General features: G+C 68.3%; 16 protein-coding genes. 9 read left to right on the top strand and 7 right to left on the bottom strand.

The annotated features are described in order from the left end of the window. The first annotated feature begins 21 nt into the window (after positions 1 to 21). Together JT721_RS10395 and JT721_RS10390 are read left to right on the top strand one after the other, a co-directional pair. Positions 22 to 744 (top strand): FadR/GntR family transcriptional regulator, encoded by a 723-nt coding sequence (locus JT721_RS10395; protein ID WP_205473035.1) that lies wholly within the window; start codon positions 22 to 24, stop codon positions 742 to 744. Further along, positions 741 to 1472 (top strand): sterol desaturase family protein, encoded by a 732-nt coding sequence (locus JT721_RS10390; RefSeq protein ID WP_205473034.1) that lies wholly within the window; start codon positions 741 to 743, stop codon positions 1470 to 1472. The genes JT721_RS10395 and JT721_RS10390 overlap by 4 nt, the downstream gene beginning before the upstream one ends. Before the next feature lie 9 nt (positions 1473 to 1481). Here JT721_RS10390 and JT721_RS10385 read toward each other — a convergent pair whose 3' ends face one another. Further along, positions 1482 to 2027, bottom strand: coding sequence for a hypothetical protein (locus tag JT721_RS10385; RefSeq protein WP_205473033.1), 546 nt, complete (start codon positions 2025 to 2027; stop codon positions 1482 to 1484). Positions 2028 to 2098: 71 nt separating this feature from the next. On the opposite strand from JT721_RS10385, the gene JT721_RS10380 reads away from it, so the two are divergent. Next, complete coding sequence (locus JT721_RS10380; RefSeq protein WP_205473032.1) at positions 2099 to 2890, top strand: MBL fold metallo-hydrolase; 792 nt, start codon at positions 2099 to 2101, stop codon at positions 2888 to 2890. Between the two features lie 60 nt (positions 2891 to 2950). On the opposite strand, the gene JT721_RS10375 is transcribed toward JT721_RS10380, so the two are convergent. The 4 genes from JT721_RS10375 to JT721_RS10360 form a co-directional block, all read right to left on the bottom strand. Then, complete coding sequence (locus JT721_RS10375) at positions 2951 to 3868, bottom strand: hypothetical protein (RefSeq protein ID WP_205473031.1); 918 nt, start codon at positions 3866 to 3868, stop codon at positions 2951 to 2953. A gap of 66 nt (positions 3869 to 3934) precedes the next feature. Beyond that, the gene (locus JT721_RS10370) at positions 3935 to 4750 is read right to left on the bottom strand and encodes an AfsR/SARP family transcriptional regulator (RefSeq protein ID WP_205473030.1); all 816 of its coding nucleotides are present in this window, start codon (positions 4748 to 4750) and stop codon (positions 3935 to 3937) included. Next, complete coding sequence (locus tag JT721_RS10365) at positions 4750 to 5046, bottom strand: nickel-binding protein (protein WP_205473029.1); 297 nt, start codon at positions 5044 to 5046, stop codon at positions 4750 to 4752. Before JT721_RS10365 ends, JT721_RS10370 begins: the two co-directional genes overlap by 1 nt. Before the next feature lie 160 nt (positions 5047 to 5206). Then, positions 5207 to 6199 carry a response regulator transcription factor gene (locus JT721_RS10360; RefSeq protein ID WP_240340429.1) on the bottom strand — a complete coding sequence of 331 codons (993 nt, stop codon included), beginning with the start codon at positions 6197 to 6199 and terminating at the stop codon, positions 5207 to 5209. Positions 6200 to 6545: 346 nt separating this feature from the next. On the opposite strand from JT721_RS10360, the gene JT721_RS10355 reads away from it, so the two are divergent. The 6 genes from JT721_RS10355 (at position 6546) to JT721_RS10330 (ending at position 11871) form a co-directional block, all read left to right on the top strand. Then, positions 6546 to 7184 (top strand): hypothetical protein, encoded by a 639-nt coding sequence (locus JT721_RS10355; protein WP_205473028.1) that lies wholly within the window; start codon positions 6546 to 6548, stop codon positions 7182 to 7184. Between the two features lie 59 nt (positions 7185 to 7243). Beyond that, the gene (locus tag JT721_RS10350) at positions 7244 to 8359 is read left to right on the top strand and encodes a ParB N-terminal domain-containing protein (protein WP_205473027.1); all 1116 of its coding nucleotides are present in this window, start codon (positions 7244 to 7246) and stop codon (positions 8357 to 8359) included. Positions 8360 to 8481: 122 nt separating this feature from the next. Continuing rightward, positions 8482 to 9384, top strand: a complete 903-nt coding sequence (locus tag JT721_RS10345) for a hypothetical protein (RefSeq protein ID WP_205473026.1) — start codon at positions 8482 to 8484, stop codon at positions 9382 to 9384. 159 nt (positions 9385 to 9543) lie between these two features. Then, on the top strand, positions 9544 to 9972 hold the full coding sequence (locus JT721_RS10340) for a very short patch repair endonuclease (protein ID WP_307827985.1): 429 nt from the start codon (positions 9544 to 9546) through the stop codon (positions 9970 to 9972). A gap of 40 nt (positions 9973 to 10012) precedes the next feature. Continuing rightward, the gene (locus JT721_RS10335) at positions 10013 to 10981 is read left to right on the top strand and encodes a NaeI family type II restriction endonuclease (RefSeq protein ID WP_205473025.1); all 969 of its coding nucleotides are present in this window, start codon (positions 10013 to 10015) and stop codon (positions 10979 to 10981) included. Positions 10982 to 11025: 44 nt separating this feature from the next. Next, positions 11026 to 11871, top strand: a complete 846-nt coding sequence (locus tag JT721_RS10330) for an HNH endonuclease (RefSeq protein WP_205473024.1) — start codon at positions 11026 to 11028, stop codon at positions 11869 to 11871. A 27-nt stretch (positions 11872 to 11898) separates the two neighbouring features. Here the strand turns inward: JT721_RS10330 and JT721_RS10325 are convergent, their stop codons facing one another. Continuing rightward, entirely contained in the window at positions 11899 to 12891 is a 993-nt protein-coding gene (locus JT721_RS10325; protein ID WP_205473022.1) for a DNA cytosine methyltransferase, read from the bottom strand. Positions 12892 to 13344: 453 nt separating this feature from the next. Next, the gene (locus JT721_RS10320) at positions 13345 to 13791 is read right to left on the bottom strand and encodes a hypothetical protein (protein ID WP_205473020.1); all 447 of its coding nucleotides are present in this window, start codon (positions 13789 to 13791) and stop codon (positions 13345 to 13347) included. Positions 13792 to 13812 lie beyond the last annotated feature (21 nt).

Genomic DNA, 13812 nt, shown 5'->3' with positions numbered 1-13812 from the left:
TGGTCGCCGTACGGTCGGCCCATGCCGCTGCAGCCCGTCCACCGCCGTTCCGTCCCCGACGAGGTCTTCGACCAGGTGCTGTCGGAGGTCGTCGAGGGCGGGCTGGCCGCCGGCGAGGCGCTGCCGAGTGAACGACGCCTGGCCGAGGTGCTGGGCGTCTCGCGCCCGGCGGTGCGCGAGGCGCTGCAGCGGATGGCGCAGACCGGGCTGGTGCAGGTGCGCCACGGCGGCGCGACCACCGTGCGTGACTTCCAGCGCCACGCCGGGCTCGACCTGCTGCCCCGGCTGCTGGTGCGTGGCGGCGACCTCGACGTCCAGGTCGCGCGCAGCATCCTGGAGGCCCGGCTCGCGATCGGTCCCGCCGTCGCGGCCCTCGCCGCCGAGCGCGGCGGGCCCGCGCTGGAGGCCACACTCACCGACACCGTCGAGCTGCTCGCCGGCACCGACGACCCCGTCGCCCAGCAGGTGCACGCACTGGCCTTCTGGGACCAGGTCGTCGACGCCGCCGACTCGATCGTGTTCCGGCTGATGTTCAACAGCCTCCGGGTCGCCTACGAGCCCGCGCTCGAGGCGCTGGCCCCGGTGATGGCCGAGGAGGTCGGTCAGGCCGCGGCGTACGGCGTGCTCACCAGCGCGATCGGCGCCGGCGACCCCGAGACCGCCCGCGCCGCCGCCGACCGGGTGCTTCGGCCGGCCACCGACTCCATCCTGTCCGCCCTCCAGTCCCTCGAGGAGCAGTCATGACCAAGTCCAGTCCCGAGGTCGAGCGGCTCGCCGCCGAGCGCCTCGCCGCCGACGAGCGCCGGATCACCGGCCAGGCCCGCCGCCGCCAGGCGCTGTCGTTGCGCGCGGCGTGGGCGGAGTTCTGGAAGCACCCCAGCCCCTACCTGATCTCCGCGCCGCTCGTCGCCGCCGTCACCGGCCGGGTCGTGGTGGGCGGCGGGGCGTGGTGGGAGCTGCTGATCCCGGCCGGCCTGCTCGCGCTGTTCCCGGTGATCGAGTGGGTGATCCACGTCGTGATCCTCCACTGGCGCCCGCGCAGCCTCGGCCCGGTCACGATCGACTCGCTGCTCGCCCGCGAGCACCGCGCCCACCACGCCGACCCCCGCGACCTTCCGCTCGTCTTCATCCCGTGGCGCGCCCTGCTGTGGCTGCTGCCGGCGTACGTCGTCGTGGCGTGGCTGGTGACGCCGACGACCTCGAGCATGCTCACGCTGCTGGTCTCGGTCTACGGCATCAAGCTCGGCTACGAGTGGACCCACTACCTCGTGCACAGCGACTACAAGCCGCGCTCGGCGTGGTTCCGGTCGGTGTGGCGCAACCACCGGCTGCACCACTACAAGAACGAGCACTACTGGTTCACCGTGACCACCGCCGGCACCGCCGACCGCTTGTTCGGGACCTACCCCGACCCGGCCACGGTCACCAGCTCGCCGACGGTCAAGGCGCTGCACGCGGCCGACGCCGAGTAGCTGGAGCGGTCAGCCCGCCAGCTGGACCGTCGGGGTGACCCGGTCGAGCAGGTCGGTGAGGCCGGCCCGGTCGGCCGGTCCGCCCGCCACCTGGAGCCGGGCGCCGGCCACCGAGCCGTGCGCGATCCAGCGCACCAGCACCAGGCGGGCGCGGCCGCCGTCCGGCCGCCACCGGAAGGTCAGCGTGGTCACCCGCTCGCCGGCCACCGCGGTGTGGGTGGTCCGCTCGACGACGAGGCCGGGCTTGCCCGAGTCGGCGAGGTGGTCGGCCTTGAGCGCCGCCTGCGTGCGCGCACTGCGCTCGTGCCACTGGCCCTGCACCAGCAGCCGCCACCTCCCCTCCTCGAACGCCGCGCCGCCGTCGGGCAGCTGCGAGAACCGCCAGCCGACCGGGGCGCCCACCCGGTAGGTGAGCGAGTCCGGGTTGCCCGGCACCGCCGGCCACTGCCGGGGGGCCAGTCGCTGGCCGGGGAGCGGATCGTCGCCGGCGTGTGCCGCCGGGCTGGCGAGGAGGACGGTCGCCACCGCGACCAGGACCGAGAGGGTGCGCTTCATGCCCGTTCGACGCGGCCCGCGCCCGCAAAGTTGTGGTGCCCCCGGACGCGGCCGGTCCTACGCTGTCGCCCGTGACCATCCACCACCTCGACGCGGGCACCTTCCACCCGCGCGGCTCCCTCGGCGGCCGGCTCGCGCCGGAGCGGCTCGTCGCGCACTGCCTTCTCGTCGAGCGCCCCGACGGGCTGCTGCTCGTCGACACCGGCCTGGGCCGCGCCGACCGCGCGGACCCGAAGGGCCGGCTCGGGCCGCCGTTCGTCGCGATGATGCGGCCCGACCTCGCGCCGGAGCAGGCCGCGGCGGCCCAGGTCGAGGCGCTCGGGCACTCGGTCGACGACGTCACCGACATCGTGGTCACCCACCTCGACCTCGACCACGCCGGCGGGATCGGCGACTTCCCCCGCGCCCGGGTGCACGTCTTCGGCGCCGAGCTCGACGCCGCGAGCAAGCCGCTGCGCCGCGAGAGCCAGCGCTACGTGCGCGCGCAGTGGCAGGACGCCACCTGGGAGCGGCACGACGAGGCCGGCGACGGCTGGTTCGGGTTCGACTCCGTCACGGTGCTCGGCGACGACGTCGTGCTGGTGCCGCTCATCGGCCACACGCGCGGGCACTGCGGGGTCGCCGTACGCCGTCCCGAGGGCGGCTGGCTGCTCCACGCCGGTGACTCCTACTTCCACGCCGGCGAGAAGGAGACCCCCCGCACCTGCCCGTCGGGGCTGCGGGCGTTCCAGTCGCTGGTGCAGATGGACCGCCGGGCCCGGCACGCCAACCAGGAGCGGCTGCGCGAGCTGCACGCCGCCCACGCCGACGAGGTCACGGTGTTCTGCGCCCACGACGCCTCGGAACTCGATCGGCTCCGCTGAGCCGTTGGTCGAGGAAGGACGAAGTCCTGTCTCGAGACCCGGTGAGCCGAGAAGCGACCTCTACTCGCAGGCGGCGAACGGCAGCTTCTGCCGCAGTGCCAGCTCGGCCGCCCGCGCGGGGTCGACCATCCGGTAGCCGATCCGGCCGGTGCGCGGGTCGGCCACGCCGCCCTCGAAGCCCTTGCGGAAGCTGCGGGCCTGCTCCCCTAGCCGCATCCGCTCGAACAGGTCGCGCCGCGCCGGCCCCAGCCGGGCCGTCGCCAGCCCGCTCTCGAACCCGACCGACCACATCTCCAGCGGCTCGAGCTCGCCCTCGACTCGGGAGGTGAGGCAGGCGCGCTCGACGTACGTCGCGGTGTCGGCCGGCCCGACCAGGTCGTCGATCCCCGGGATCTCGGCCCAGCTGCCTTGGCCCTGGGCGACGTCGCCGGAGACCACGAGCTGGTCCTCCGGCACCACGGTCGCCCCGCGCAGCGGACCGACGCCCGCCTTGACGGCGTTCTGCACGAACAGCATCGGCACCTTCGGCCCGATCTCCAGGGCCCAGCCGAGCTCGGCGCCGGTCTGGTCGTACCAGTGCGCCTCCCAGGTGACGTCGAGCTGGGAGAAGCTGAACTCCTGGGTCAGCCGCTCCTCGGCGTTGCGCAGCAGCCCGCCGTTGAGCATCGAGGTCTCCGCCTCGGCCCGCTGCCAGAACGTCGCCCGCTCCTCGGCCGGGTCGGCCGTGCCGATCCCCGCCAGCCCCAGGTCGGCCTTCACCTCGTCGAAGTCGGTGACCGTCAGCGCCACCGCCTCCTCCGGCACCAGCGACAGCACCGCCGACGCCGGCGCCCGCTCACCGTCGTACGCCGGGTCACGCGACGACTGCACCTCGACGGAGAGGTCGCGGGGTGCCGGCATCCCACCGGAGCAGCCGGCGAGAAGCACCCCCGCCAGCAACGCGGGGCCCAGCCTCGCCATGAGTCCCCGCACGGTCACCGGAGCAGTGTGCCAAACCCGGCCCGGCGGCGGGCGCACTCGCGGTAGTTGCGGGCCGGGGCGGCGTCAGCCGACCAGCACCAGCCTGGGGTCGGTGGTCGTGGCGGCCACCGGCGGGAGAAGCGCCGGCGCCTGGCGCAGGATCGCCTGCTGCAGGTCACGCAGCGGCGGGCTCGGCTCGAGCCCCAGCTCCTCGTCGAGACGTCGCCGCAGCTCGACGTAGACCGTCAACGCATCCACCTGGCGGGCGCTGCGGTAGAGCGCCACCATGAGCTGGGCGCAGAGGCGCTCGCGGAACGGGTGCTCGGTCACCAGCTGGTGGAGCCGGCCCACCACCTCGTGGTGGCGACCCAGCGCGAGCGCGGCGTCGACCGCCGTCTCCTCGGCCACCAGGCGCAGCTCCGTCAGGCGGGCGACCGTGGACCCGGCGGAGCCGCGCGACCCCAGCTCCTCGAGCGGTTCGCCCCGCCACAGTGCGAGCGCGGCGCCCAGCAGCTCCGCGGCCCGCTGCGGGCTGCCCGAGGCGAGAGCGTCCTGACCGCGACGGACCAGGCGCTCGAACACCTCCGTGTCGAGGTCGCCCGGTGCGAGCTCGAGAACGTACCCACCGGGCACGGTCTGCAGGGCGTCGGCGAAGCCGGCCGCGCCCAGCACCCGGCGCACCGCGCCCACGTGGCTGCGGAGCGTGGTGCCCGCGCCAGCTCCCGCGGTCTCGCCCCAGATGGTGTCGACGAGCCGGCTCGTGCCCAGCGGCACGTTGGGGTGGAGCAGGAGGACGGCGAGCAGCTGACGGGGCCGCCGGCCGGTCAGGGTCACCGGGCGGCCGTCGGGGTCACGGACCTGGAACGGGCCGAGGATCGCGAAGCGAGGCGCGGGAACCATCAGGACGGGTTCCTTCCGTCCTCGCCGCCACCGCGCTGCGGCCCGAGCTCGGCGGCGACCTCGGTGACCAGGTCGGCGGGCAGCCCGGCGCGGCGGGAGTGCTCCAGGGCGTCGCGAAGGTCCTCGACCTCGTGCAGGCAGTAGATCTTGTCGCCCGCCACGAAGCTGGCGACCCAGGTGTACGGCGCGCCCAGTCGGGCGGCCACGGCGTCGACCGCCGTGGCGAACTCGGACAGCTCGACGGGGGTGAGCCGGCTGGCGCCGGGGATGTTCCGCTCGATGAGCACACGTGGCATGGGGCCCTCCTCGGCACCGCTGCCGGCAGGCCGGGTGCCTGCGACGACGACCTCCAGCGTGCTGCGGGCAAGCCGGGCCGGCATCGGAGGAATGCCCCTACTTCGGAGGCTCCTCCCCTAGGGCGTCTGCCCCATGTCCCCAGGTCGGTCGACCTCTCGGTCACGCGGTACCGAGACCGTGTCGGATCGCGAGCGCAGCCGCCTCGGCGCGGTTGGTCGCTCCCAGCTTGGTCAGGATGCTCGAGACGTGGTGCTCGGCCGTCTTGCGGCTGATGAAGAGCTCGGCGCCGATCTGCGCGTTGGTGTGGCCGGCGGCGACCAGCCGCAGCACCTCGAGCTCCCGGTGCGACAGCACGCCCAGACCGACCGGCGGCTCTGGCGGGTCTGGCGGTTCTGTCGTCTCGGGCGCTCCGCGGCCGGCGGCGAGGGTCCGGGTGCGCCCGGCCTGGTAGACGGCGCCGAGCCCGGCGAACCGATCGGCCATCCCTGCGAGGTCCTCCGCGGTGTCTCCCCACAGAACGCTCGCGCGCTCGACCAGGAGCCCCGCGACGTCGTTGCCCCGGGTGAGCCGCCGGGCCAGGCCCAGCCGCTCCTCGGCGTCGGGCGACCGCACCAGGACGGAGGCCTCGGCCCAGGCGGCGGCGTACCAGGGCAGCCACAGGCGGCCGTACCACGAGATGCCGTCGGCCAGGTCGTCCGGGTTGCTAGTCAACAGGGCCAGGGCCCGGACGGGGTCGCCCTCGTGCAGGGCCACGGTGGCGTCGAAGGTGGCCGACCAGACCACCGCCGACCTGCCCAGGTCGTGCGGGTCGCGCAGCAGGCCGGTCGCGACGTCGATCCACTCCGCCCTGTCCTCCGAGCGGCCGGCCAGCCCGTGGACCATGGCGACCGCCGCCGCGACGACGGCGAGGTTGTTCACCTGGGGCCGCCCGGCCCGGTGCCAGCCCTCCCGGAAGGTCGGTGCCAACGCCACCACGTCGTCGTGCCGTCCCGCCACCGCGTCGACCTCGATGCGCCGACCCAGGGCGACGTGCGGCTCCTCCCGCAGAGACGGCATCGCTGCCATCGCGTCGGCGTGGGCACGCGCCTCGGCGAACCGCCCGGCGGCCAGGTTCACGAACGCCGACATCAGTCGCGCGTCCAGGTGGTCCATGGCCGACGGCGGACCGAGAGGCACGTCCTCGAGCAGGGTCAGTCGCTCCGCGGTCGTGCGGGCGGCCGCGGCCAGGTCGCCCTCCTCCAGCTGGAGGCCGCAGAGCTGGTCGAGGGCGAATCTACGCCTTGGCCTGCGCGTTTCGTGTCCACCTCCGTGCGGGCCGTCCGCTTCGACCCGAATGCTCTCTTGCGGGCTGTGTCCGTCCCCGGGGCTCTCTCCAGGAACAGACACACTCGTCCCGTTCGCGCCCTTAGAGTCACGCGGCCGATCTCGAGGGATGCGGCGCCTGGCGCCGGGACGTAACCTGGGTGCCCGGCACTTGAACGGCGCCTACCCTGAGCGCATGCAGCGCGACAGGCCGGACGGCTTCGAGGACTTCACCGAACTGGAGATGTCGTGGCCGACCAACACCGACTCTCTCGTTCCACCTCGCGGCTCTCAAGGCCTTGTCGCCCCCATCCAGACGCGCTTCGCAAGTGAGTACGCCCGCATCGAAGGCTTCCGTGCCGCCGCGCAGATCCTCGGCGAGCAGTTGATCAAGGGCGGCCGACCGGAGGAACGCCTCTTGTACCCGTTTGCGAGCCTTTGGCGCCACCACTTGGAACTCCAGTTAAAGGTGTTGTTGCCAGACCTGGAGCGGCTCCTGGGGCTGCCAATGTCGGACACGTCGGAGTACGACCACTCGCTGACAAGGCTCTGGAACGCGGTCGGCCCGAAGCTCGCGCAGGTATTCCCCGAGGACGACGACGTCGACCGCAGAAACGTCGGACGCGTCTTGAGTCAACTCGCAGGATTCGACCCCGACGGCCAACACTTCCGATACGCGGTGCAACGGAACGGTAGGCAGACGTTGCCCAATTTCAGGGGGATCGACGCGGCAGCATTCCACCAGGCACTGATGAACTGCTCATCGTTCCTTGACGCGGCCCTCAATGGAGCGGGTTACATGGTCGCGGAGTTCGACCCGGCCCCTGAGGCATGAAGAAGCCCCCAAGACCCAAGAAAGCTTCGACACCAAAGCGCAAGCCAGGCTGCTTGGATGTGCGACGCTACGATCCTCCCGAGCTGAGAGAGGTACCCTTGCCTACGTTCGAGGACGTCCCGGTTGCGAGTCTGCACTTTGACCCAAACAACCCACGATTCCCGAAGTCCGTCGACGGGAACGTCACTGCCGATGTTCTGAAGTTCATGCTTCAGGATGCCAACCTCCTCGACCTCATGCGGTCGATCGCGGCACAAGGATTCTTCCCCGGAGAGCCGCTTCTAGTGAGTCCGCATCCGACAGAGGCAGAGCACTGGGTTGTTGTAGAGGGGAACAGGCGACTCGCAGCAACGCTTCTACTACGCGACCCTGGTGCCGCGACGACCCGCAAGGATTCGGTGAAGACCGTGGCTTCCCTCGCCACCCCACCGGAGACGCTTCCGTGCCTTCAGTTCCCGGCTCGCAGCGACATCCTTGAACACCTCGGATATCGGCACGTCACTGGAATCAAGGAGTGGGATCCCCTTGCGAAGGCCAGGTACCTGAAGGAGCGGTATCAGGAGGTGGCTGGCTCGCCAACCGAGCGGTACCAGCAGATCTCACGAACGATTGGGAGTCGTAGCGACTACGTCGGTCGGCTGCTCACTGCCCTGGCGATCTACGAGAAGATCGAGGCGGAGAAGTTCTACAAGATCGTCGGTCTGACCGAATCCACCCTTGAGTTCTCGCTCATCTCCTCGGTTCTCGCCTACGAGAAGATCATCCGGTTCCTGGGCATCGCTAGCGCGCAGAGCAGGGACCTGCAAGGCATCGATGACGACGCCTTGAAGTGGCTCACCAAGTGGGTCTTTGAGCGCAACCAGACGACGAAGAAGACCATCGTCGGTGAGTCTCGAAACATCCGCGTCTTGGCTGACGTTGTCTCGCACGAGCGATCGCTGGCCGCACTGAAGGACGGCAGCTCGCTCGCGCTCGCCGCGAAGTTGAGCGGCGCTGCCACCGATAGCCTGCTGGCGGCAATTGGCTCAGCGTCAGAAAACGTCTCACTGGCCCGCAACTACGTTGACGACCTCGACGAAGTAACCGCGCTGGCGACGTCGAGCGTGAACGAACTCCTGGTAGGAGTACGCGACTTGCGGACCGCTCTGCAAGCGCGTGAGGAAGAGGTCGGCTAACGGTGCTTGGCGGTCTTCAACGTCTGCCTGGATCGTGGCAGATTCACCGATGGGCCGATTGGGCAGAACTTCAATGCCTGACGGCTGCAAGCGGCACTCTAACTGAGGGTGATCTCGCCGACGTGATCAAGCGGCGTAACGACGTGCGAGAAAGCGAGTCAGTCGACGACGCCGAGGAGCCAGACGACGACAGCGAGAAGGTCGACGGCGCTGACGAAGCGGAACTGACTGACGCTCAGCGGGCGAGAGTGGCCGAGGTCTTTCAATATCTGCAGGCACGGCAACAGTCATTCTCGGACGCCTACCCGTTCAGGATTGATGAGGACGGGCAGTTGGTCCTGCTCGACGAGACCAGCCCACGCAGCTTCTACCTGTTCCTGTTGTTCTCTTCGTGCTTGCGCTACGTCGTAGACGCGAAGGCGGCCGCACGGCTTCCAGCGGAGTTCGAAGGAGTGTGCTTGGCGGCCCTTCGAGAGATCATGCCCAAGCGGGCCGAAGTGCACCTCTTCGGCAAGAACTCGTACATCCCGAACCCCAGGTACAAGGGGTTACTCACGAAGAAGCTTGAGTTGCTCGTCACCGACCTAGGCGAAGAGAAGCGCTTCAGCGACAAGCACTTCGCCACGAACGACACAGGGGACAACGGGCTGGACCTGATCGCTTGGACGCCGATGGGCGACGCGCTAAACGGACGGCTCATCGTCTTCGGTCAATGCGCGGCCACTGCGGAGTGGGTCGGCAAGCAGCACACGTCGAGTCCTGACGCTTGGCGCGGCATCATGAGCCAGCTAAGTGACCACACCAACATGTGCTTTATCCCGTTCGACTTTCGGCGACATGACGGTTCTTGGTACAAGGAGCCCTCGATCCATAACGCCGTCGTCGTGGACCGGCGGCGCATCTTGGACCTAACAGGCGTGCTCGTCGGCGGGCACGCGTCGGAGACTGCCGCCGCCGCCTGGGCCGAGAATCTCCTGTATCCAGCCATCAACAACAACCGGGCGACGGCGAAGGCAGATCTCTGAGCTGAACGACATCGGGTTCGCTCGTCAGGGCTCGCACCCTGGGTAGGTCCAACAGAGTCGATTGACTAGGAATCCGGAGAGTCAGATGGCGTCTGACGACGCTCACTTAGGCACCGACCCCGGGCGATGACTCTACGGCCAGCCCGTAAACTGGTTTCCGTGGCGATCTCTGCTTCGTGGGCGTCGTCCCCGGGTCGACGTCGCAACATGCAAGCCAATCGTTCTCGCGATACCGCCCCCGAGCTGGCGGTCCGCAGGCGCCTTCACGCTGCCGGACTTCGCTATCGAGTTGCGACACAGCCGCTTGCAACGTTGCGGCGCAGAGCAGACATCACCTTCGCGAAGAAGAAGATCGTCGTGTTCATTGATGGCTGCTTTTGGCACGGCTGCCCAGAGCATGGACGTCGCGAGTGGCAGCACAACGTCGAGTATTGGCCTGACAAGATCAGCCGAAACCGAATGCGGGACGCTGACACCACCGAGCGGCTGACCGCAGCCGGCTGGCAGGTCCTCCGCTTCTGGGAACACGAGAACCCTGACGACGTAGCGGCCACCATCATGGCGGCCGTGGCGCGAGCCAAACCCTGACATCCCCCGCAAGGCTGCCGCAGCCACTTATCTTCAGCCTGTGACTGACGAACAGCTCCCAGGCATCAGCAACGCTGGGCTCGATCTTGATCCGGCGCGCGACGAGATCGCGAACGCCTTCCTCCGCGCGGACCCTACAGGCGAGCGCATGGCTGACGTGTTCCGCGAGACCTTCGACCTGCTCTACGACGGGCAGCACACCGGACGTTATCGCTGGGATCAGCTCATGAAGACCGAGAAGACCCACTACGGCAGCATGTTCGAGATCATCCTCCGCCGAGCCTTCAACGATGTGATTGACGATGTCCCGGACGACGACAGCCCCCTGGACTACCGAGTCCTCGGACACGACATCGACTGCAAGTACTCGCAGAACATGAACCAGTGGATGCTCCCGCCAGAATGCTTCGGGCACCTGCTCCTAGTCGCCACGTCCAACGACCATCGGGGCATCTGGAGTCTGGGCATCGTGCGAGCGAGCGACGAGAACCGCCGTGAGAAGGGAAACCGCGACAAGAAGACCCAGCTCAACCCGCGCGGGACATCTCAGATTCAATGGCTCTTTCGGGATGCACAGCTGCCGCCGAACATCCTGCTGTCGCTCGACACCGCCACGATCGACCGCATCTTTGCTTCCCGATCTGGAGCTGCTCGGATCAGGGAGCTCTGCCGCCTGGTGACCGGTCGCATCATCGGTCGCAACACTGTGGCGACGGTTGCCCAGCAGGACGACTACATGGCACGCATACGGGACAACGGCGGTGCCAGGACCACACTTCGGCCTGAGGGCTATTTGATTCCCGGCGGTGACTACGAAGTCCACAGGGCGGTGGCTCGTCAACTCGGTCAGCCAGTTCCGCGTGACGGCGAGATCGTGAGCTTTCAGGTCGTGCCTGCCGGCCCGAGCGACACCATGACCGTCGAGCTAGACGGTCGCCTCTGGCGAGCGGCTCGAGCAGGTGAGGCCATCACGGAACCTGCCCCTAAACTCCCGGCAACTACGAACTAGCGTCGTGACACCTGCTTGAGGACACCGCCGGCTACGTTCCAGCCATGGTGGACGATCGACCACTCCCGGAGCCTGATAGCGAAACCCTGCCCGGGTTACTCAGCGGCGGACGCTCGATCGCCCTCTACGGGCTGCTGTTTCGACGCCAGCAGAACCCACCCACCGCTGCAGAGATCGGCTACTTCCTCCAGAGCGTTGGCGGCGAGGACGCCGAGGACCTTGATCGCGCTCTAACTCCGCTGCGCGCCCACTTTGCCGTGCTGGAAACGGATGACGAACCCGCTCGCTACCGCCTGTCCGGGTGGTTGGACATAGAGCAAGGCGCGGTCTTCCAGCCAATCGACCTGCGACTGCGGGCCGAGGTCCTGGCGCCGCAGCGATGTGCCCAGTGTGGGGACCAGCCAATCCCCCACGGTGTCCGACTTCGACCGGCGCAGCGCATTCCCTTGAATTGGGGCGGCGAGCCAACCCGGGAGAATCTCGAACCACTGTGTGAGGACTGCGCGATCGGCCGTCAGCAGTACTTCCAACGCTGGGACCACATCGCCGACAAGATCGCGCTTGCTGTCAATCAGGATGACCCACGAGTGCGGCTTGGCGAGTTCTTGAAGATCATGTCCCCCGAGTGGGTACGTGCCGATCTCCTTGAGGCGGTTGCTTGCGCGAAGGAGTACCAGGACGACTGGAATCGGCGCCTGCGTGATCTTCGGTTCCTAGGCTGGGACTACCAGCATCGGAACCGAAAGACTGAAGGGGCGAGGACCTGGGCCTACTACCGATTCGCCAAGGACGCGCCGTGGCCGACGAACATTCACGCTGCAATCAAGGCGGAGGCAGATCGCCGACGTGCGGCACGAAGACGCCCGGCCGTGGACGGGTCTGACACCTGACCTGAGCTGCTGTGGCGCCTGGATCAGTTAGCTTGCGACAGCACGCAACTTCGAGGCGTTCTTGGACGCCTTGCTTGCCGCACGGATCGCGCTGGCGATACTGCCACCGATCGCTGCAGCAACGGGCGGCGGGAACGCGTTCCCGATCTGCCGATATGCGGCGGTCTTCTTGCCGTAGAACTTCCAGTCGGGGTCGAAGCCTTGGATGCGGGCCGCCATCTCCCGCGTGAGCCGCGGCACGTGGTCGACCGGGTCATCTGCGGTGGGAGGCGAGTCTGCAATTCCACGGCCATCGACGCCCAGCGCCGCCCACGCCGCGCGGGCACGCGTTGGCCCTAGGTCAGGACCGCCGTGCTTCCGGGATCCGCCAACGATCGTGGGCCCGATCCCGATCGCTCGCTTGGTCGCCCACTCTTCGGCACCCGGCCAACCATCCGCCGCCATCAGGTCGTGCAGCGCCTCCCCAACCGTCATCGGTGACTTCACGGCGGTCGGCCACGAGAAGTGCTTCGCGATGTCCGCCTGGAGTGCGACCAGAATGAAGCGGGGGCGAAGCTGCGGGACACCGAACTCACTTGAATGAAAGAGTTGCCAGTGGGGCTCATAGCCCATGTCGCGAAGTTCGTCGAGGATCGACTCTCGGTAGTTGTCGAAGCGAGAACTTGCCAGACCTCGGACGTTCTCGAGCATGACTGCCTTCGGCTCGCCCTCGCGCACCAGGCGCATCGCCTCCGGGAAGAGATCCCGTTCGTCATCCGCCCCAAGCTGCTTGCCCGCAATGGAGAACGGCGGGCAGGGCACGCCTCCCGCTAGAAGATCGAGACCCTGGGCGTACGGGGCGATGTCGAAGTTCTTGACGTCCTTCTCGATCACGTTCCACTTCGGGCGGTTGAGTCGAAGGGTGGCGCACGCATCGGCGTCGATCTCGACTGCGGCGGTGTGATCGAAGCCTGCCGTTTCTAGACCAACTGACTGCCCGCCGGCGCCAGCACAGATCTCGACGCAGGTCAGCTTGGTCACGGTAGGCTCCTTTTCGAGTCGAACACTTGTTCGAACGGTCAGAGTCTGCCAGAGGCTTCCGACAGGGAAGAAGTTCGTGCCCAGACTACGGACACACGCGCTCGATCAGGTGTCCGACGCGCCGTACGACACGTCGACAACCCAATATCGGCCGATGTGGCTCCGAGCCCTCACCCGGCGTCGAGCAGGTCAAGGTCAGCCGGATCCGCAAGCAGCCAGACGCCGTCCTCGAACATGATCTCCACTGATCGGGTCCCGTCCCGGTTACATAGCTCGTTGAGGAGGACGAAGACCTCGCCGTCACGGTCCAGCGCCTGACCGTCCCTCGTGCGGCGCGCATGGAAGGTGCCACGCGGGCGAACGGACCTAAGAGACACGCGTTTATCGTGCCAGCCGGCCGGGCCCGAAGGACATCCTTCCCAGAGAGAATCGCCTCACCGGGACCGTAGCAGTTCAGCGCCGTCTTCGCTCCAAGCTTCTTCTGACTTCCAGCCTGATCTGCACCCGCTCCAGCATCGTCTCAAGGCCAACGCCGACCGCTCCCGCGACCAGTCCCAACACGAAGAAGGCCCAGAGATTGTCCGTGTCAATGGCAAGCGCGGCCCATCCACCGAGGATGGCAACGACGACGATCGAACTCCGCGCGACCCGGCGCGCCGATCGGCGTTCTGCGGCGGCTCGGCGGCTCGAATATTGCAGGACACTTCCTCGAGCATGCTCGCGCATTTGATCGACGACTGGACTCTCAGGGCCTAGCATCGCCAGGGCTCTGTCGTAAATCTCCAGGTCCTCAAGGGCGATTGTGCGCGAGCGGCGAACTGTGGAACCGCGCCCAAGCCAGTAGGCCAACAGGGCTCCGATCGCGGGGGCAGCCAATGGCGCCAGGTCAACGATGCTCACGCCGACGGAGACTAATTGCCA

The organism is Nocardioides sp. SYSU D00038, assembly GCF_016924665.1.
In the GTDB taxonomy this organism is placed as follows: Bacteria; Actinomycetota; Actinomycetes; order Propionibacteriales; family Nocardioidaceae; genus Nocardioides.
This window is presented reverse-complemented; position numbering and strand designations above follow the sequence as displayed.